Source organism: Lentisalinibacter orientalis (assembly GCF_040706535.1).
In the GTDB taxonomy this organism is placed as follows: Bacteria; Pseudomonadota; Gammaproteobacteria; order Steroidobacterales; family Woeseiaceae; genus Lentisalinibacter; species Lentisalinibacter orientalis.
In genome coordinates, this window is sequence record NZ_JAPDRJ010000005.1 from 101,809 (window position 1) to 117,445 (window position 15,637).

The following is a 15,637-nucleotide window of genomic DNA, read 5'->3' on the forward strand; positions in this document are numbered from 1 at the left end:
TCCGCTAGCATCCTCCGGGAAGCCACTGTCAGCGGATCGAACAATGCCGGATCGGGACAACAGCGGATCGCCAGCCGGCGAGCCTGTCGGAGCAGCCGAACTCGGCCCGGACTATGCCTCGCCCCGGGACCCCGCGTTCGAGGCGAAGTACGCGGCCCGTTGCCACTGCGGCGCCGTGCGCTACGAGGTGCGAGCCGACCCGGTGGATGCCAAGCTCTGCCACTGCCGGGACTGTCAGGTGCTGCACGGCGCACCCATGCAGTGGGCGGCGATATTCCACAAGCAGGACGTGCGCATCACGGCGGGGATCGATCGCCTGCGCTTCTACGCCAGTGGCCCGGGACGGGCGGAGCGCATCCTGCCCTGCAAGGTCTCCTGCGGCCGCTGCGGCACCCCGATCGCCGACGAAGGCCGGCGGATGTGGCTCGCGTTCCCAGAGCTGTTCGACTTCGGCCGGCCCCGGCGGATTCCGGACGCGTTCCGTCCGACCTGTCACATCTTCTACGGCATGCGGGTGCTGGACGTGGACGACGACCTGCCGAAGTGGGCCGGCCACAAGGAGCGATCTGGCCTGCTCTAGTCCGACTTCCTCAGCCCTCGCCGGCCGCCGCCGTCTCGAATTGCGTCTTCAACAGCCTGAAGCGGGCAAGTCGGCTGGGCAGATAGTCCGCTGTCTCGCCCAGACGAATGGCCTCGTCGATCGCGGCCACGGCTTCAGCGTGACGCCCGATCGTAGCGAGGATGACCGCGTGATTGGCCGGTATCTCCGGATGCGCCGGAAACGTCCGGCGGAGCTGGGCCATGATCGCCATCGCCTGGTCTTCCAGCCCGTCCACGGCGAGACTCATGGCGACCAGCGAGTAGGGTGTCCTCTGGGGGTGGAACCGGAAACCGAGCGCGTCTCGTCGAGCCTCGAACCAATCGTCGACGGCCCCATCCCCGGCCTCTCGCGCTGCGGCTGCGAGTTCCTGCTCTGATTCCCATGTCGGAAACAGGAGGTCCATTGCCCGATGCACGCTCGGCGGCACGGCGGTGAAATGCGTGGTTCTCGGTATCACCTCGTAATGCCATTCCAGCGACGGCGGCGCCAGGCGCTCGAGCAACGCGGCGAACTCGTGCCCCGCCGGGACGGTCTCGCCTCCGTCGGCTTCGGCCACCGACATATAGAGAAAACCGTCCAGGTCTTCTCCTCCCTGCAGTGTTTCCTCCGCCGCGGCGAAGAGCACACGGTCGGCGACCCAGGTGCTGGTGCCGACGACGATCCAGGCATCGAAGAGTTCGGGCGCCCGCAGCATCGCATGCAGTCCGAAAGTACCGCCGAAAGAGTGGCCGAAGTAAATGCGCCTGCCGTTCGTGCGGTAGCGGCGGTCGAGAGCCGGCAGGATCTCTTCGCTCAGGGCGCGCAGGAAGCTGTCCGCGCCGCCCGTACCCGGGAAGTTGGAATCCACCGCCGGCACGTAGTCCCGGTTGCGATCCGTGTTCATGATGCCCGCAATGATCATGTCCGGGTACCGGTCTCCCGTGAACTCCAGATAGGCGCGCACCAGATCGAAATTCCAGTCGGCATCGGTCAGGAACAGGAGCGGATAACGGCGTTCGCCCGTCTCGTAGCCGTCAGGCAGGCTGACGTGAAGCCGGCGGTCTTCATCGAGCATCTGCGACTCGATGGTCACGGAGTCGAACTCCGGTGCGCGAACTTCCGCAGCCACCGGTGTGGCAAACCATGCAGGCCATGCGAGCGTCACGCACAGCCAGGCGAGGAATCTCTTCATGCTCTCCCCCTCTCGCTGGATGTCGCGGCTGCGAATTCGCCGCGACTCCTGAATGCGACCGGCGCGGCGAGCGGAAAGTTCACGGGTGGCCCTCTCCCGCGAGAAAGGCGGCTGCCGTCACCGGCAGCCGCCTCGTCTCTCCGTATGGCGGGTTCGGATCCCGTCTTTCAGCGCGTCTCCGCCACCCGCTGCGCCCCCTCCTCCGGCACGTACAGCGTCAGACTGACCCGCCGCTCGAGGGCGTTGCGGTCCGGGTCGCTCTCCTCGCCGCCGGCCTCGCCGTGGGCATTGGCCGTGACCCGGGAGGCGGGGATACCGCCGGCGGTGAGCAGGCTCACGACGTGCTCGGCCCGGCGTTCAGACAGGGACTGGTTGTAATCCTCCTCGCCGCGGGGATCGGCCCACGCGTCCAGCCTGATCTGCACCGAGGGCAGCGCCGCGAGCACCCGGGCCAGTTCGCCCACCCGGTCCGCCGTCTCGGCATTCAGCGCGTCGGCCTCGGTGCGGAACAACAGGTCCATCTCGATACCCGTCTTCATCAGCTCCAGCATCTGGGGCGCACCGCTGGCGACCAGCGCCTGCAGTTCCGCGCCCACCTTCCGAAGATCGCCGTCGGTGGCGGCCAGCTCGGCCTCCATCCCGTCGAGACGCTGCCGCGCGGCCGTCAGCTCGTCACTGAGGACCTCGTTGCGCGCGTCCTTCTCGTGGTACATGTCGCCCAGCTTCGCCCCCAGCGCGGCGCCCACCAGGAATCCGACCGGGCCGCCGGCGGCGGCGCCGACGAGGGCGCCGGTACCGAAACCGATGGTCTCCTGGCGCGATGCCTCGGCGGCCGAGGCCGGCTGCACGGCGGCGGTGACGCCGAGCGCGAGGCTCGTGATCAGGGCGAGGGACTGGCTCATGGCTTTCGTCTTCATGTCGTCATTCTCCTGCGGCGATGGCCGCGTCCGTTGGCTACGGTTGCCATTGAAGCGCCGTGGCCGGGCACCGCCATGGAGGAGCCGTGACGGATCGGGACGAAAAATGACGAATTGTGGCGGGGCGCCTCAGCGGTTGTCGTCGACCAGCGCGACGAAGGTGCCGCCGTTGCGATGGGTGAGCTCGCGCATGAGCGCGGCGAACTGGATGGTGGAGTTCTGGATGTTGCCGGGGCCGCCGAACCGATAGGGGAAACCGACGGCGTGGATGCGCACCAGGCGCCGGCCGTCCGGCCCCTCCGGATTCAGCCGGTCGACCGTGTCCGCGACCGCCTCCACCGACTGGCCGGTGTACTCGTCACCGAACACGTACAGGCTCACCTTCTTGTCGGGCGCGGCGAAGGTGCGGATGGCCGTCTGGATGCCGTTCACGGGTGTGGAGAAACTGAGCGGCCGCCAGTTCGCCATGGCCGAGAGGATCGCCTTGCGGCGCGACGGCGTGTCCGGTATCCACTTGCCGGCGAAGCTCTCGAACATGTAGCGGCCGTTGTCGTTCATGATCTGTATGCCCTTGACCTGGGGATACAGATCGAGGGTCTCGGTGAGCTTGCGCCGCGCCAGGTTCCAGCTGAACTCCTGCATGGAGCCGGATGTGTCGATGATGAAGATGATGTATTCGCTGTCCACCGGGATGCCGCCCACGGGCGCATCCTCCGGACGCCTGTAGTCCGCGTTCAGACGCCGCATCTCCTCGGTCAGACGCTGCCGGGCCGCCCGCAGCTCGCCCTCGTCCACGGTGGGGACGCTCTGGTCGCCCGCTGTAGCGTCGTAGCGCCCCTCGATGCGGGAGAGATCGCCGTACAGCCGCGCGAGCTTCTCCTTCGACTCGGACACCTGCTCCTTCGCGCTGTCCAGATCCCGATTCAGGATCACCGTCTCGCCGCGGATGTCGAACAGCTCCTGCTCGAGCCGGGCGATGAGGCCCTCCAGGTCCTGCTGGGTGCGCTCGATGGTCTGGGGCTCGTAGATCTTCGTGAGCACGAGCAGCAGCAGCACTGCGCCGAAACCGCAGCTGATCGCATCCAGGAACGAGAGGCTGAAACCCTCCGCGTCTCTTTTCCTGCGCCGCGCCATGGTTCAGGGCCAGTCCTTGCTGATGCTCATGAAGGAACCCCGGGTGCGGTAGGCGAGCTTCCAGAACTCGATGGGCGCCGCGTAGTCGCCCTCCATGGGGAACAGCATGATGTTGATCGGCACGCCGCTCGGCACTTCCCGCGCGGCCTGGGCGTGCAGGGCCTGGCGCTGCGGCCCGGAGATGGTGCGCCTCGCGGGCGGGCTGTTGCCGCGGGTGGGCAGGCTGTCCACCAGCAGGAAGACGTTGTCCGGCCGCGGGTTCATCTTCCGTATGACCTCGTAGGCGCCCTGCAGGTTCGTGCCCCCCTGCGGCACGGTGATGCGCAGCCGGCGGATGGCCTCGGCGATCTTCAGGCCGTCGCCCACCTCCAGCCAGACACCGTCGCTGCCGTCCAGCACGGGCTCGGCGCTGTCGTTGAAGGTGTAGATCTGGAACTTCGCGTCCGGCCGGAACTGGGTGGTAATCCAGTCCACCGACGCGATGGCCTGGCGCCATTTCGCCGCGCGCAGCTTCTCCTCGTCGGCCATGTTGCGCCGGCGAATGACGTTCACCACCTTCTTGTCGAGCATGCTCGCCGAGGCGTCCACCAGCACCAGGACGCGGTCGCCGCCCACCTTCAGGCCGGTGAGGTACTGGCGGTCGCCCTCGCCGCGGAAGGCGCGCACCTGATCGCCCAGCGCGGCCTCGCGCTCCGCGGCGGCCGCCTCCAGCCGCTTCTTCTCCGCCTCCAGCTGCTCGATGTCGGAGCGCAGCTTCTCGATGCGCTCGATGCGCGCCAGGGTGGTGTCCTCGTATTCGGACAGCTCCTCGCGGATGCGCTCGATCTCGCGCTGCACCCGCTCGGCCTCGCCCTCGGTGCGCACCCGCTCCTCTTCGATCTCCTCGAGGACGTTGCGCACCTTGACCATGTCCTTGCGGCCCTCGAGCACCTGCTCCTCGAGTCGGTTCGTCTCGCTCATGAGCTCGGCCGTCTCGGTGTCGGCATTACGGGAGACGGTGGCGTTGATGATCATGAAGAACAGCACCACCGCGCCGAAGCCGCAGCTCATGATGTCGAGGAACGACAGGCTGATGGCCTCCGTCCTGCGCCGCTTACGCGTCATCGCTCTCCACCACGCGGATGAGCCGGAACTCCTGGCCCGGCGTACCCACCCGCAGGCTGTCGCCCGCCTGCAGCACCGCCGAGCGCTCGATGCGGCTGCCGTTCAGCCAGGTGCCGTAGCGGCTGAGATCCTCCACGATGCACTGGCCGTTGTCCCGCCGCAGCACGCAGTGGCGGCGGGAGACGCCGGCCATGTCGGCGGCGAGCGTGATGCCCCGTTCGCCGCCGAGGCTGGTGCCGATGGCCAGACCGTCGCCGTCCAGCGCCCAGGCCCGGTGGCCGTGCAGCAGATGGCTGGGCGACTCCCCGGCCTCGCGGACGGGCGCGGCGGGCGCCTCGACCGGACTCTGGTCCCAGGGCAGGCGCCGGGTCAGCCGGGTGGGTCCCGCCGTCGCCGCCGACGCCCGGGCCAGCGCGCCGCGCGCGGCCGCCGCCTCCTCCAGCACGAACGGTTCGCCGCCGGCGCGGGCCACCAGAAAGTCCACCAGGCCGGGCAGCGCGGCCGTGTGCCGGGTGAACTGCAGCGCCGGTGACTCGGCCGCGCGGATGAGGGAGCGGACGTGGCCGGCGACACTCTGATAGATGCCGCTCACCGCCTCGGTGAAGGTCAGCAGCGGCAGCGCCGCCTCGTGGGTATGGCCGCCGAACTCGAGCTGCATGCGCACCTCGCCGCTACGCTGCGCCGTCTCCAGCCACGCCTCCAGGCGGTCGTAGAGGAGCTGCTCGGACTCGGCCGTGTGCAGCGGGTCGAAGCGGCTCTGGCGCACGAAGGCCTCGGCGATCACCGCCACCCAGGTATCCCGCAGGGCCGCGAGACCGGCGGCGTCCATCAGCTCCACCCGATCGATCGCGGCGCCCTCTTCCTGGGCGATGCGGCTGACCGTGGCGGTATGCAGGGAGATATCGATGTGCAGCAGCGAGCGGCCCGGGTAGGCCCGCCGGGAGCAGGCCACGGCGGAGTCCACGAGGGCCGTGACCGGCAGCGCGAGTTCGCCGGCGATGCCGAGCAGCACGCCCAGGCTGTCGCGCTCCATCCAGGCAGGCACCGCGAACACCACGCTGTCCGCCGCCGAACGCTCGCTGCGCCAGATCTCCTCCAGCTGCCGGGAGGCCAGGTCCGCCGGCGTCAGGTGGCGAAACTTCAGCTCCTGCACCGGCTCGAGGCCGAGGTGGCGCCAGAAGTGGTTCACCACACTGCGCGGATGGCGGCGCGCCTCGGCCATCGCCCGGCGGCCGGTGACCAGATCGCCGTCGGCGAGCAGCGCGAATCCCGGCTCCCGATAGACCAGCCGCGAGCCGGTCACGGCGGTGACGGCAGCATCGTTCAGGGATATCGCGAGCGTCGTCAAACCGTCTCCGTCAGTCGGACTTCATGTGCCGGATCAGCTGCTGGTCCACGTAGCTCTCGGTGTCGAACACGAGCCGTTCCTGGAACAGCTGCACCTGGTGCACCAGGAACATCAGCACGATGGAGAGCAGCAGCGCGATGAAAGTGGAGTTGAAGGCCACGCCCAGGCTCTGGGTGACGCCGGCGATGTCGCCCTCCACGGCCCGATCGGCCTGGGCCAGCGCCTCGCCGATGCCGCGCACCGTGCCGATGAAGCCGATGGACGGGATGGCCCAGGAGATGTAGCGGATCATCGACAGCTCGGAATCGAGCCGCTCGGCCTCGGACTCGCAGATGGTGTGGGTGCTCGAGGCGACGTCCTGCACGTTATGCGTGGAGTTGAAGCGCTGCAGCGCGTTCAGCAGCGCACGCGGCAGCAGCATCCGCCGCTGGTCGTCGCCCAGCGCCTGGATCTGGCGTGCGTACTCCCGGGTGTCTTCCGGCAGTATCCGCATCCCCTCGGCCACCGGCACCAGCTCTTCTTCCAGCAACGAGCGCTCGCGCAGGATGCGCACGGCCTTGTAGCCCATGATGGCCAGCGCCCAGAACATCAGGATGAAACAGGCCTCCTGCTCGAAGTCCTTGATCAGCACCCACACGGAGCGCTCGCGCACATAGTCCGGGTCTTCCTCCACCAGCCGGTTCTGCTCGACGATCACCTCCGCGGCGTTCGGTCGCACCACCGAGACGTAGAACGTGTGCACGACGATGATCACGATGATCAGCGCGAACAGCTGATAGACGAACTCGAAGGGGATGTTCTTCTTCTGCATGGGTCCCTCAGATATCCACGGGGAAATTCACTGACTGGTCCGAGGAGACCTCCTGCGTGGGCACGAAGTCGTCGTCCTCTTCCTGTTCGTAGTCGCCGCTGGCGCCCTGTTCGTCGGCGCCGACGATCTCGGCGAGCCGCTCCTCTTCTTCCGTCAGACCGTCGTCCCCGTCGCCCGCGGCGTCTTCGCCGTCGCCCGCGCCTGCGGCTTCATCGTCGCCGTTGGCTGGCGGGGCTTCGCCCTCGCCCTCCGGCGCCCCGCTCTCCTGGGCCAGCGCGACGGCGCCGGACCACGGCGTGGTCGCCAGCAGCGCGGCGGCAGCCATGGCCATGGTCATGGCCGTCGCCACGATCACCGCCAGGGCGGCAGCCTTGCGTGCCAGGGTCGAAAGGATGCTCGACGCCGCCGTCGCTTCCGTTGTCCGTTCCGTTGTCGGTCTCATCGTCGATTCCGTCGTCGATTCCGTCGTCGATTCAATGGTCGATACCGTGGACATGCTGCCCGGTGCCATTGTCCCAGAATGCCCCAGTATGACAGCGCGGACGGCCAATTATTCCGCCGCCCTCACTCCGGCGCGTTGCGCACCAGCCGGAAGCCCACGTCCGTGCGGGGGTCGGTGCCGAAGTCGCGGAAGCTCAGCCGGAGCTGGGTGATGCCCGAGTGCTGCCAGCTGGAACCACGGATCACCCGATGCGTGCCGCTGTCCGGCCCCAGCGGGTCCACGGCCACGTCGTCGGCGGGGCCGGTGTAGACGGCGTAGTGGTCGTTGGTCCACTCGGCCACGTTGCCGCCGACATCGTACAGGCCGAGCGCGTTCGCCGGGAACGTGCCCACCGGAGCCGTGGAGGCGAAACCGTCGTTGTAGCGCGGCAGCACGGTCGGCACGATCTCCTTCGCGGCCTGGTCGGCGAAATTGCCCGACTCCTCCGGCGGCGGCATCTCCTGGCCCCAGGGATACTTCAACTTGCCGGCGCCGCCCTGGTAGCGCGCGGCCCAGGCCCACTCGGCCTCGGTGGGCAGGCGGTAGCCGTCCGGCAGGGGTCGGATGGGCACCAGCTGGCCGAACTTCTCCTCGTACACCGGGGTGAGGCCTTCCTTCTTGCTCAGCCAGTTGCAGAACGCGGCGGCGTCCTGCCAGCTCACGCTGGCCACCGGGTTGTTGTCGCCGGCCAGCGCGGGATGCGTGTCCGCGCCCGAGTCGTGGGCCTCCCGAAAGGCCAGGAACTCCCGGTTGGTGACCTCGTTGATGCCGATGTAGAACGGCCGGGTGATGCGGACGCTGCGCAGGTTCTCGTTGGCCCGCCGGCCCGGCTCGCGGCGCGACGCACCCATCATGAACTCGCCGGGCGTGACGTAGCGCAGCGCGGCGCCCTGGGACGTGGTCACCCGCTGGGCAATGGAGGCGAGCCTCGCCTCCTCCTGCGTGCGCAGCCGGATATTCACGGTCTGTGGAAAACCGGGCCGTGGCGTCACCTCGCCCTGCCAGGTCTCGTAACCCTCGCGGCGCACCTCGATCGCCTGGGGCTCGGCCGGCAGTTCCAGCCGCCTGTCGCCCCGCCCGACGGCGCGGCCGTCCACCAGTATCTCCGCATCGCCGGGGGTCACGGAGAATCGCACCTCGCCGATGCGCGCGGTCAGGTCCACCCGCAGGGTCTCGCCCTGGGCCGCCTCCAGCACCACGTTGCGGCTGTAGGCCCGATAGCCCGCCTTGGACAAACCCACGGTGTAGCGCCGGCCCGGCGCCAGCGAGATACGCACGGGCGTCTGCCCCCGGTAGCGGCCGTCCACGGTCACGTTCGCGCCCGCCGGCTCGCTGATCACACGGAGCACCCCGTCGGCCCTCTCCAGTTCGACCGTCGGCAGGGTCATGGGCGTGTCGGCGAAGGCCGTCACGCGGCCCTCCCAGGGCTTGTAGCCTTCCAGCACCAGGGAGACCTCGTTGCGGCCCTCCGGCAGTTCCACCGTGGCCGGCGTCTCGCCGAGCGGCTCGTCGCCCGCCAGGATGGTGGCGCCGGCGGGCCTGGAAGTGACGGTGACGGGGGCGAAGGCCGGCACCAGCTGCACGGTCAGCCGCTGGGTCCGGTCCAGGCCGGGCACCTCGAGCCGGGCCTGCCAGGGCAGGTAACGCTCGGCTAGCACTTCCAGCCGGTACTCGCCGGGCTCGAGCACCCGCGTCGGCAGCGGCGTCCGGCCGACCTCCTCGCCGTCGATGAAAACCGCGGCGCCGGTGACCGGCGCGGAGTCCACCACCAGCCGGCCGGGCATGCGCTCCTGCTCGAGCTCCAGGGTCAGGCTGTCCTCGTCGCCCACCTCGAAGCGCCGCTCCAGCGGACGATAGCCCTCGCTCTCCAGGGTCACGGTGTAGACCCCCGGGCGCAGCAGGTGGCGATCGCCCAGCGGCAGGCGGAACCAGCCGCCGCTGATCTCGACGCTGCCCGGTTCGGCGGGGACGGTCTCCAGCCTCACCGAGGTGGAGGTGAACAGCAGCCACGCCATCGCGGCGAGCACCGCCAGCGCGGCACCGACCCACCCGTACCAGGGGACGCCGCGGCGCGCCTCGGCCTGCTGCTGCTCGATCTCCCGCCGCCGATAGGCGATGGGCGCGATCTCTTCGGCATCCTCCGCCGCCTCGCCTTCCTCGGCGACCGGCGGGGCGGTGACGTAGCGGCTCTCGTCCAGCGCCAGTTCGAGGCGCAGCACGTCCTCCGCCAGGGCCGCGCGCATGCGCGTGCCGTAGGCATCGATCTCGTCGCCGTCGCGCAGGCGCCGGGCGGCCGACAACGGCTCGCCGTTGACCTCCACCCTGCCCTCGGCGCCGCCGGGCTGGACGAAGGGCGCACCGTCCAGCACGTCCACGACGGCCAGCGGCAGCGCCGCCGCGGGACCGGGCACGGGGATCTGGCTGCCCGGCGCCGTGGCGATGCGCAGCGGCAGGTCGGATGTACCGTATTCGCGTTCGCCGACCTCGCTGACGACGATAATCTTGAGGCTCAAATGGGTTCCTCGCAGCGGACCACGATCGGCTCGAGTTCGATCTCCGGGGCCACCCGGAAGTCGATGCGCACGTCCCGGTAGCCGACCCGGGAGCCCATGACTGTATAGCTGCCCGGCCGGAGTTCAAGCTCCCGCCGCTCGAAGGTGCCGAGCCGGCCGACCCGGAACACGGTGACCTCGGTCTCGCCGTCGGAGACGAACTCCACCTCCAGGGGCGTGGCCGCCCGCTTCAGCAGCCGGGAGAGTTCGCGGCGCTGGCTCGCGAGCCGCGGCCCGCCGTCCATCTTCGCGAGTTCGGTCAGCACCGTGGAGGCGCGGCGCAGCGTGGCCTGCTCGCTCAACTGATCCGGCTTCGCGATCCAGGCCTCGAGCTGGCGATCCAGGGTCAGGCGCTGGCGGGCACGGACGCGGCCCTCGCGGGCGAAGTCCAGGTTGGCATCCTGTTCCAGGATCTCGCCCCAGGTGGCCAGCGCGGCCTCCCAGTCCTCGGCGGCCTCCTGGCGCTCCGCCTCGGCGGTCAGGCGCTCGATGGTCCGCAGGCGCACCGCCTGCTCCACCTGCAGCAGCCCGTCCCGCGGTTCCTGCGAAGAAGGCCGCATGTCCCGGGCGGCCTCGAACGCCTGGCGGGCGGCATCGAAGCGCTCGGCCTGCAGCGCCTCGAAACCGGCGGTCATGCGCTCCTCGAACCGGCGCCGCTCCAGCGCGGCGCGCACGCGCGCCAGCCCGGCCGCGGCCCGGTCGTAGTACGGATCCAGATCGGCTGCCGTCCGGAATCGCTCCGCCGCCGCGCTCAGCTCGCCGCGCCGCTCGAGTGCCTCGGCCTCGTCGGTGAGTTCGATGACCTCCAGCAGGGTCTCCGCGCGGGCGAGCCCCCGCTCCGCATCCTCGTTGTCCGGGGTGATGGCCAGCGCCAGCTCGAACTGGCGCCGCGCCGTCGCCACGTCCTCGGCCGCGAGCGCCGCCCGGCCCGCGGCCAGCGCGCTCTGGAATTCGCTGTCGACACGCTCGATCAGGCCGTCGAGCCCGGTACTGGCTTCGCGGTACAGCGCCTCGGCGCGCCGGTAGTCCTTCGCGAGATACGCCTCGTCACCCTGCTCGTAGGCGGCACGGGCGGCGGCGTAGTCTTCGCCGCCCCAGCGTTCCACGCCGCGCAGCTCCAGCACCTCCAGCTTGGTCAGCAGCTCGCCCAGCGCGCGGTCGGCCCGGTTTCTGGCCTGCACCACTTCGTCCCGGGCCGCATCGTCCACGAGGTTCTCCGAGAATCGCACGGCCTCCTCGTCGCCTTCGTCTTCACCGCCCTCCAGCGCCTCGGCGGCCGTCTGTGCGGATTCGACGGATGCGGCCTCCCGCTCACCGCCGGCGCGGCGCTCCTCGATCCGCTCCGGCAGGAAGGCCACCACCCAGATCGCCGCCGCCAGCAGCACCACCAGCGCCGCCCCGACGACGGTGGCCGGCACGCCCTGTCGGCGCGCAGGTGCGGCCGCCGGCGCGGCGGCAGCGCGGCGGCGCGGCGCCACCGCCTCCGTCGGCTCGTCTTCCAGGGGTCGGGCCGGCGACGGCCGCACCGCCCGCGCACGGGCCTGTTCCCGCGGCAGCAGACCGGCCGAGATGCCGAGGCTGCCGAGCGCATCCGCCACGGTCTCGGCGTCGGGGCGCGCCTGCGCCTCGCCCAGCATGGCCTCCGTCAGGTCGCGCAGGCCGGCCACTTCGAAGTCGTCCCGGGCCGGCCAGCGCGGGCCCGGCTCGTCCGGCGCGCGGCCGTGCCAGAGCTCGAAGATCAGCACGCCGAGGGCATGGATATCGTCGGCGGCCGAGGGTGGGCCGTCCGCGCCCCGCTCCGGGCTGAGCGCCGCGGGGGTCCCGCCCGCGCTGCCGGCCGCGGCGAAATCGCTCAGCACGGTGCGCCCGCCGGCATCCACCAGCACGTTGCGCGCCGTGACGTCGCCGTGGGGCAGATGCCGATTGTGGGCGTACACCAGGGCCGCAGCCACGCTGGCGATCCCGCGCAGCCACTCCGACGGCGGCCGGTCGGCGAAGGCGGCGATATCGGAGCCGTCGACGTACTCCATGCCGTAGAACGGCCGCGGTTCTGCGTGGAACTCGAAGATCCTGACGATGTGGGGGTGGTTCAGGGCACGGATGCGGCGCCAGCCGGCTTCGAAGCGCTCCCGCTGCGCGGGGTCGCCGCAGAGCGCGTCGGACAGCAGCCGCAGCGCGACGGCGGAGCCCGCCCGGCGATCGTGGGCGAGCCATACCTCCGCCGTGCCGCCGGCGCCGAGGCGGCGGCGCAGCTCGTAGCGGTCCAGCAGTCGCAGTCCGGGATGCAACTCCATTATCGATCCGGCGGGTTGGGCGTGGTTCCGGGCGGCCGTCTCAGCCGGACGGGCCGGGCGACGATTCTGCGGAGGATTCTCTGGACAGATCTTTGGACGACACTGCGCGCGAGGGGGCGCCTACCTCGAGGTCTTCGGGGAACCCGGTCTCCGCCTCGTAGATCTCGTGCAGAAGTCGGCGCCACTGCTCGTACTGGGCCTCGGCAGTGCCGGTGAGCCGTCGTGCCTGACCTTTCACCGTCACCACCATCGGCGCGGCCTCGGAGTTGAACGAGTCCGCCAGCTCACGGATCGATTCCTTGTGCAGGCGCGCTTCGGCAAATCGCCTGAAACTGCTTCCTATGGTCCTGAAGCCACCCTCGAAGACCATCGCCTGGGTCGCTCTCTTGACTCGCCGCTGGGTGCGGCTGTCATCTTCGTCGTCCGTGTCGATCATCGCGCCGCCCGCAATGATCGCCACGCCCAGAAGCCCCCGGCGGAGCGCGGAATTTCGCATCTCGCGGTGAGTCACCACCTGTTCCCGCGCTGCTTCACGCCAGCCCTCGTAGGGTATGGCAATGCCGTAATAGAAATTCGCGTAATGCTCGTTCAGGGTGTCGACGAACAGGTTGTCCCGCTCACGCACCTGGCGCAGCCGGCGCAGCATGGGATCGTTCTCGGCCGGTAATCGGCGTATCTCGTAGCGGCCGCGGTCCGTCTCCTCCACGTAACCCTCGAAGACCCTTGGAGCCAGGTCTTCGATAAAGCGCAGTTCCGCCACAGTACGGATGCGCCCGACTTCCTCCGCAGAAAGCTCGTCGAGCAGCAACTTCAGATCGTTCGCGATCTCATTGTAGACGTTCTGGTAGGGGTCATTGCGGCGATCCCGGTTCCGCGCATAGTCCGCCCCCACCATGCGCGCCTTGTAGCGCTTGTCCATCCATTCCCGGCCGGTAACGTCGAAGGCGACCACCTCCAGTTCCACCGTGTCCCCGTCCGACTCGATGATCTCGCCGGTGACGTAGAGATCGGTGTACACCTCCCGACTCGGCAGCACCCGCACCGCGCCCCAGTAACCGGTGCGCTGCAGCGTGTTTTTCAGGTGGTAGGCGAAGTAGCGGGCCTCCGCCCGGCGGATCTCCGGATAGATGCCGGTCTCCTCCGGTTCGTTGTCCTCCTCGATGCCCGGCGCGAATTCGATGACGCCGACGTCCAGCAGGCGTGCCTCCGGTATCTCTACCTCGGCACGGGTCAGGTCGATATCCTCGCCGGCGCTCTCGACGCGTGCGACACTGCAGCCCGCCAGCACGAAGCCGACCAGCAGCAGGATCGCCGCACGGCAGAAGACGGTTGCGGTGCTAGGCGCCATGGCTTCCCGGCTTGCGTCGATTCATCAGAGCCCCTTGTAGGACCGGTATTCGTCCCAGAGACGCTCGCGGAGCTCCGGGTCTTCCTCGGCCAGCGCGGCCTCTCGCAGCTGCCTGGCGACGATGTCGTCGTCCACGCCCGCCGGGATGTCCTCGGGGGTGCGCTCGCCGATCTGCTCCGTGGAGAGCTGATCCACCGAGCCGGGTTCCTGGCGCATGCTGCCGCCGGAGCCGCCCGCGGAATTGTTCACGACGCCCACCGTGCCGCCGGTGCCTTCGCCGGCCTCGCCCGCCTGCTCGCCGAGCCCGACACCGCCACCGCCACGGCCGCCAGCGTTCTCGAAGGCACCCGTGTCGCGGCTCACCTCGGCCACCTTCTGCTGCTCCTCGAGCAGCGAGTCATCGAAGTCGCCGAGGGAGCGCTCGAACTCCTCGTCCAGGGAACCCTGACCGCCGCCGGGTACGTCTGTCATACCGCCCGGTCCCGAGTCGCGTTCGCCCACGGAGCCGACGCTGCCGTAGGCGCCGCCTTCGCCGGTGGTCGCGCTGCCGCCTTCGCTACCGGCGCCGTCCTGGCCGCCGGCGGCGTCGCCCGACGCCCCGCCGGACGCCCCGCCCGACGAATCGTCGCCGGGCATACCGCCCGACATGCCCCCGGGCATCTGGCCCGACTGGCTGCCTTCGCTACCGGGCATACCGCCGGGCATCCCGCCGGTGGATCCGCTCGGCGAACCACCGGCCGGAGAGCCGGTGCTGCTGCCCGTCGATCCGGAAGGGGATCCGCTCGTCGAGCCGGAGGGCGAGCCGGTGGAGCCGCTGCTCGGGCTGCCGGTGCTCGAACTCGGGCTGCCGGAGCTGCTGCTGGGGCTGCCGGAGCTGCTGCTCGACGAGGTAGAGGCGCAGCCGCCCAGCGTCAGGCCGGCCGCGCAGAGACCGAGGACCATCAGTCTGGCCGCTCGTGGGGTCAGGTGTCGCGTGCTGCTCATGTCTCCCTCTCGATTGCCCGTCCGGGCAGGCCTGCGGCGGATGCCGGCCGCGCTCGCTGCGAGCAAGCGCCTGAATGGCCTCCCGGAAGGTGACCATAGCTTTCGAGGCCAAAAGCCGCCGCAGAGTTCCCTGAGACCTATTTGCCACAGACGGGACCCTGTATTCAATGCCGGCGGGATGCCGGCGGCCCGTTCCGGGAGGAGGCGGCGAGGCGGATTGTCGAGTTGGGGAGCAGAAGAGCCGCCCCGGGCGCGCCTGCCCGGGGCGGCAGAGGGTCAGAGGACGTCGTCCTCCTTCGCGCCTGAATCGTTCGCGTCGGGACCGGCACCGCGGCCCTGGCCGGCACCTGCACCGCCGGGCGCCGACGGCCGCTGGTGCTGCTGCAGTTTCTGCCGGCGCTGGTCCATGCGCGCCATGCGATCGGCCCGCATCTCCGTCAGCCGGGCCTGCTGGTCCTCGTCCAGCGCCGCCATGATGTCGGCGTGGGTCTCGCTGCGCAGCAGGGCCATGCGGCTGGTCAGCTCGCCCTGGCGCTGGGCCAGCGTATTGGCGAGCGTCTGATGATTCGGGTCGGCAGGGTCGAGGTTGCGCAGTTCGCGGTGATTCGCGCGCAACTGCTCGTGCAGCGTGCGGATCTCGTCGCGCCGGGAGTCGAGGGCCTGTCGGACCGCCTCCCGCTGCTCGGCGCTGAGGTCCAGTTCCGCCGACATGTGAGCCAGCATCCGCGCCGGATCCGGACCGCCATGAGGGCCGCCGCCGTGAGGGCCTGCGCCGTGAGGCCCCGCCAGGGCGGCTCCGGCGAACAACAGCGCCGCCAGGGCCAGGGCGTTCCGCCGTAGCGCGCGACCGGTGACTCGACCGGGGATGATCCCTCTCATGTCAGCCTCCTTT

14 protein-coding genes are annotated in these 15,637 nt (G+C 70.0%); 1 reads left to right on the plus strand and 13 read right to left on the minus strand.

Annotated elements, in window-relative coordinates:
- Positions 1 to 43: 43 nt before the first annotated feature.
- Positions 44 to 580, plus strand: coding sequence for a GFA family protein (locus tag ACJMK0_RS16225; protein WP_405239863.1), 537 nt, complete (start codon positions 44 to 46; stop codon positions 578 to 580).
- Between the two features lie 10 nt (positions 581 to 590).
- On the opposite strand, the gene ACJMK0_RS16230 is transcribed toward ACJMK0_RS16225, so the two are convergent.
- From ACJMK0_RS16230 to ACJMK0_RS16290, 13 genes are all read right to left on the minus strand, one after another.
- Positions 591 to 1,772, minus strand: a complete 1,182-nt coding sequence (locus ACJMK0_RS16230) for an alpha/beta hydrolase (RefSeq protein ID WP_405239864.1) — start codon at positions 1,770 to 1,772, stop codon at positions 591 to 593.
- A 167-nt stretch (positions 1,773 to 1,939) separates the two neighbouring features.
- On the minus strand, positions 1,940 to 2,689 hold the full coding sequence (locus ACJMK0_RS16235) for a DUF456 family protein (RefSeq protein WP_405239866.1): 750 nt from the start codon (positions 2,687 to 2,689) through the stop codon (positions 1,940 to 1,942).
- A 129-nt stretch (positions 2,690 to 2,818) separates the two neighbouring features.
- Positions 2,819 to 3,823 carry a VWA domain-containing protein gene (locus ACJMK0_RS16240; RefSeq protein WP_405239868.1) on the minus strand — a complete coding sequence of 335 codons (1,005 nt, stop codon included), beginning with the start codon at positions 3,821 to 3,823 and terminating at the stop codon, positions 2,819 to 2,821.
- Positions 3,824 to 3,826: 3 nt separating this feature from the next.
- A complete protein-coding gene (locus tag ACJMK0_RS16245) occupies positions 3,827 to 4,927 on the minus strand; it encodes a vWA domain-containing protein (protein ID WP_405239869.1) in 1,101 nt (366 codons plus the stop codon).
- Complete coding sequence (locus tag ACJMK0_RS16250) at positions 4,917 to 6,275, minus strand: FHA domain-containing protein (protein WP_405239871.1); 1,359 nt, start codon at positions 6,273 to 6,275, stop codon at positions 4,917 to 4,919. The genes ACJMK0_RS16245 and ACJMK0_RS16250 overlap by 11 nt, the downstream gene beginning before the upstream one ends.
- Positions 6,276 to 6,285: 10 nt before the next feature.
- The gene (locus tag ACJMK0_RS16255; protein WP_405239872.1) at positions 6,286 to 7,086 is read right to left on the minus strand and encodes a MotA/TolQ/ExbB proton channel family protein; all 801 of its coding nucleotides are present in this window, start codon (positions 7,084 to 7,086) and stop codon (positions 6,286 to 6,288) included.
- Positions 7,087 to 7,093: 7 nt separating this feature from the next.
- Positions 7,094 to 7,528 (minus strand): hypothetical protein, encoded by a 435-nt coding sequence (locus ACJMK0_RS16260; protein WP_405239873.1) that lies wholly within the window; start codon positions 7,526 to 7,528, stop codon positions 7,094 to 7,096.
- Between the two features lie 122 nt (positions 7,529 to 7,650).
- Positions 7,651 to 10,080 carry a PEGA domain-containing protein gene (locus tag ACJMK0_RS16265; protein WP_405239875.1) on the minus strand — a complete coding sequence of 810 codons (2,430 nt, stop codon included), beginning with the start codon at positions 10,078 to 10,080 and terminating at the stop codon, positions 7,651 to 7,653.
- On the minus strand, positions 10,077 to 12,413 hold the full coding sequence (locus ACJMK0_RS16270) for a protein kinase domain-containing protein (RefSeq protein WP_405239877.1): 2,337 nt from the start codon (positions 12,411 to 12,413) through the stop codon (positions 10,077 to 10,079). Before ACJMK0_RS16270 ends, ACJMK0_RS16265 begins: the two co-directional genes overlap by 4 nt.
- A 40-nt stretch (positions 12,414 to 12,453) precedes the next feature.
- A complete protein-coding gene (locus ACJMK0_RS16275; RefSeq protein WP_405239878.1) occupies positions 12,454 to 13,761 on the minus strand; it encodes a hypothetical protein in 1,308 nt (435 codons plus the stop codon).
- Positions 13,762 to 13,785: 24 nt separating this feature from the next.
- Positions 13,786 to 14,454 carry a hypothetical protein gene (locus ACJMK0_RS16280; protein WP_405239880.1) on the minus strand — a complete coding sequence of 223 codons (669 nt, stop codon included), beginning with the start codon at positions 14,452 to 14,454 and terminating at the stop codon, positions 13,786 to 13,788.
- Positions 14,444 to 14,842: a hypothetical protein gene (locus ACJMK0_RS16285; protein WP_405239882.1), complete on the minus strand. Its 399-nt coding sequence runs from the start codon at positions 14,840 to 14,842 to the stop codon at positions 14,444 to 14,446. The genes ACJMK0_RS16280 and ACJMK0_RS16285 overlap by 11 nt, the downstream gene beginning before the upstream one ends.
- Before the next feature lie 179 nt (positions 14,843 to 15,021).
- Entirely contained in the window at positions 15,022 to 15,624 is a 603-nt protein-coding gene (locus ACJMK0_RS16290) for a Spy/CpxP family protein refolding chaperone (RefSeq protein WP_405239884.1), read from the minus strand.
- Positions 15,625 to 15,637: the final 13 nt, after the last annotated feature.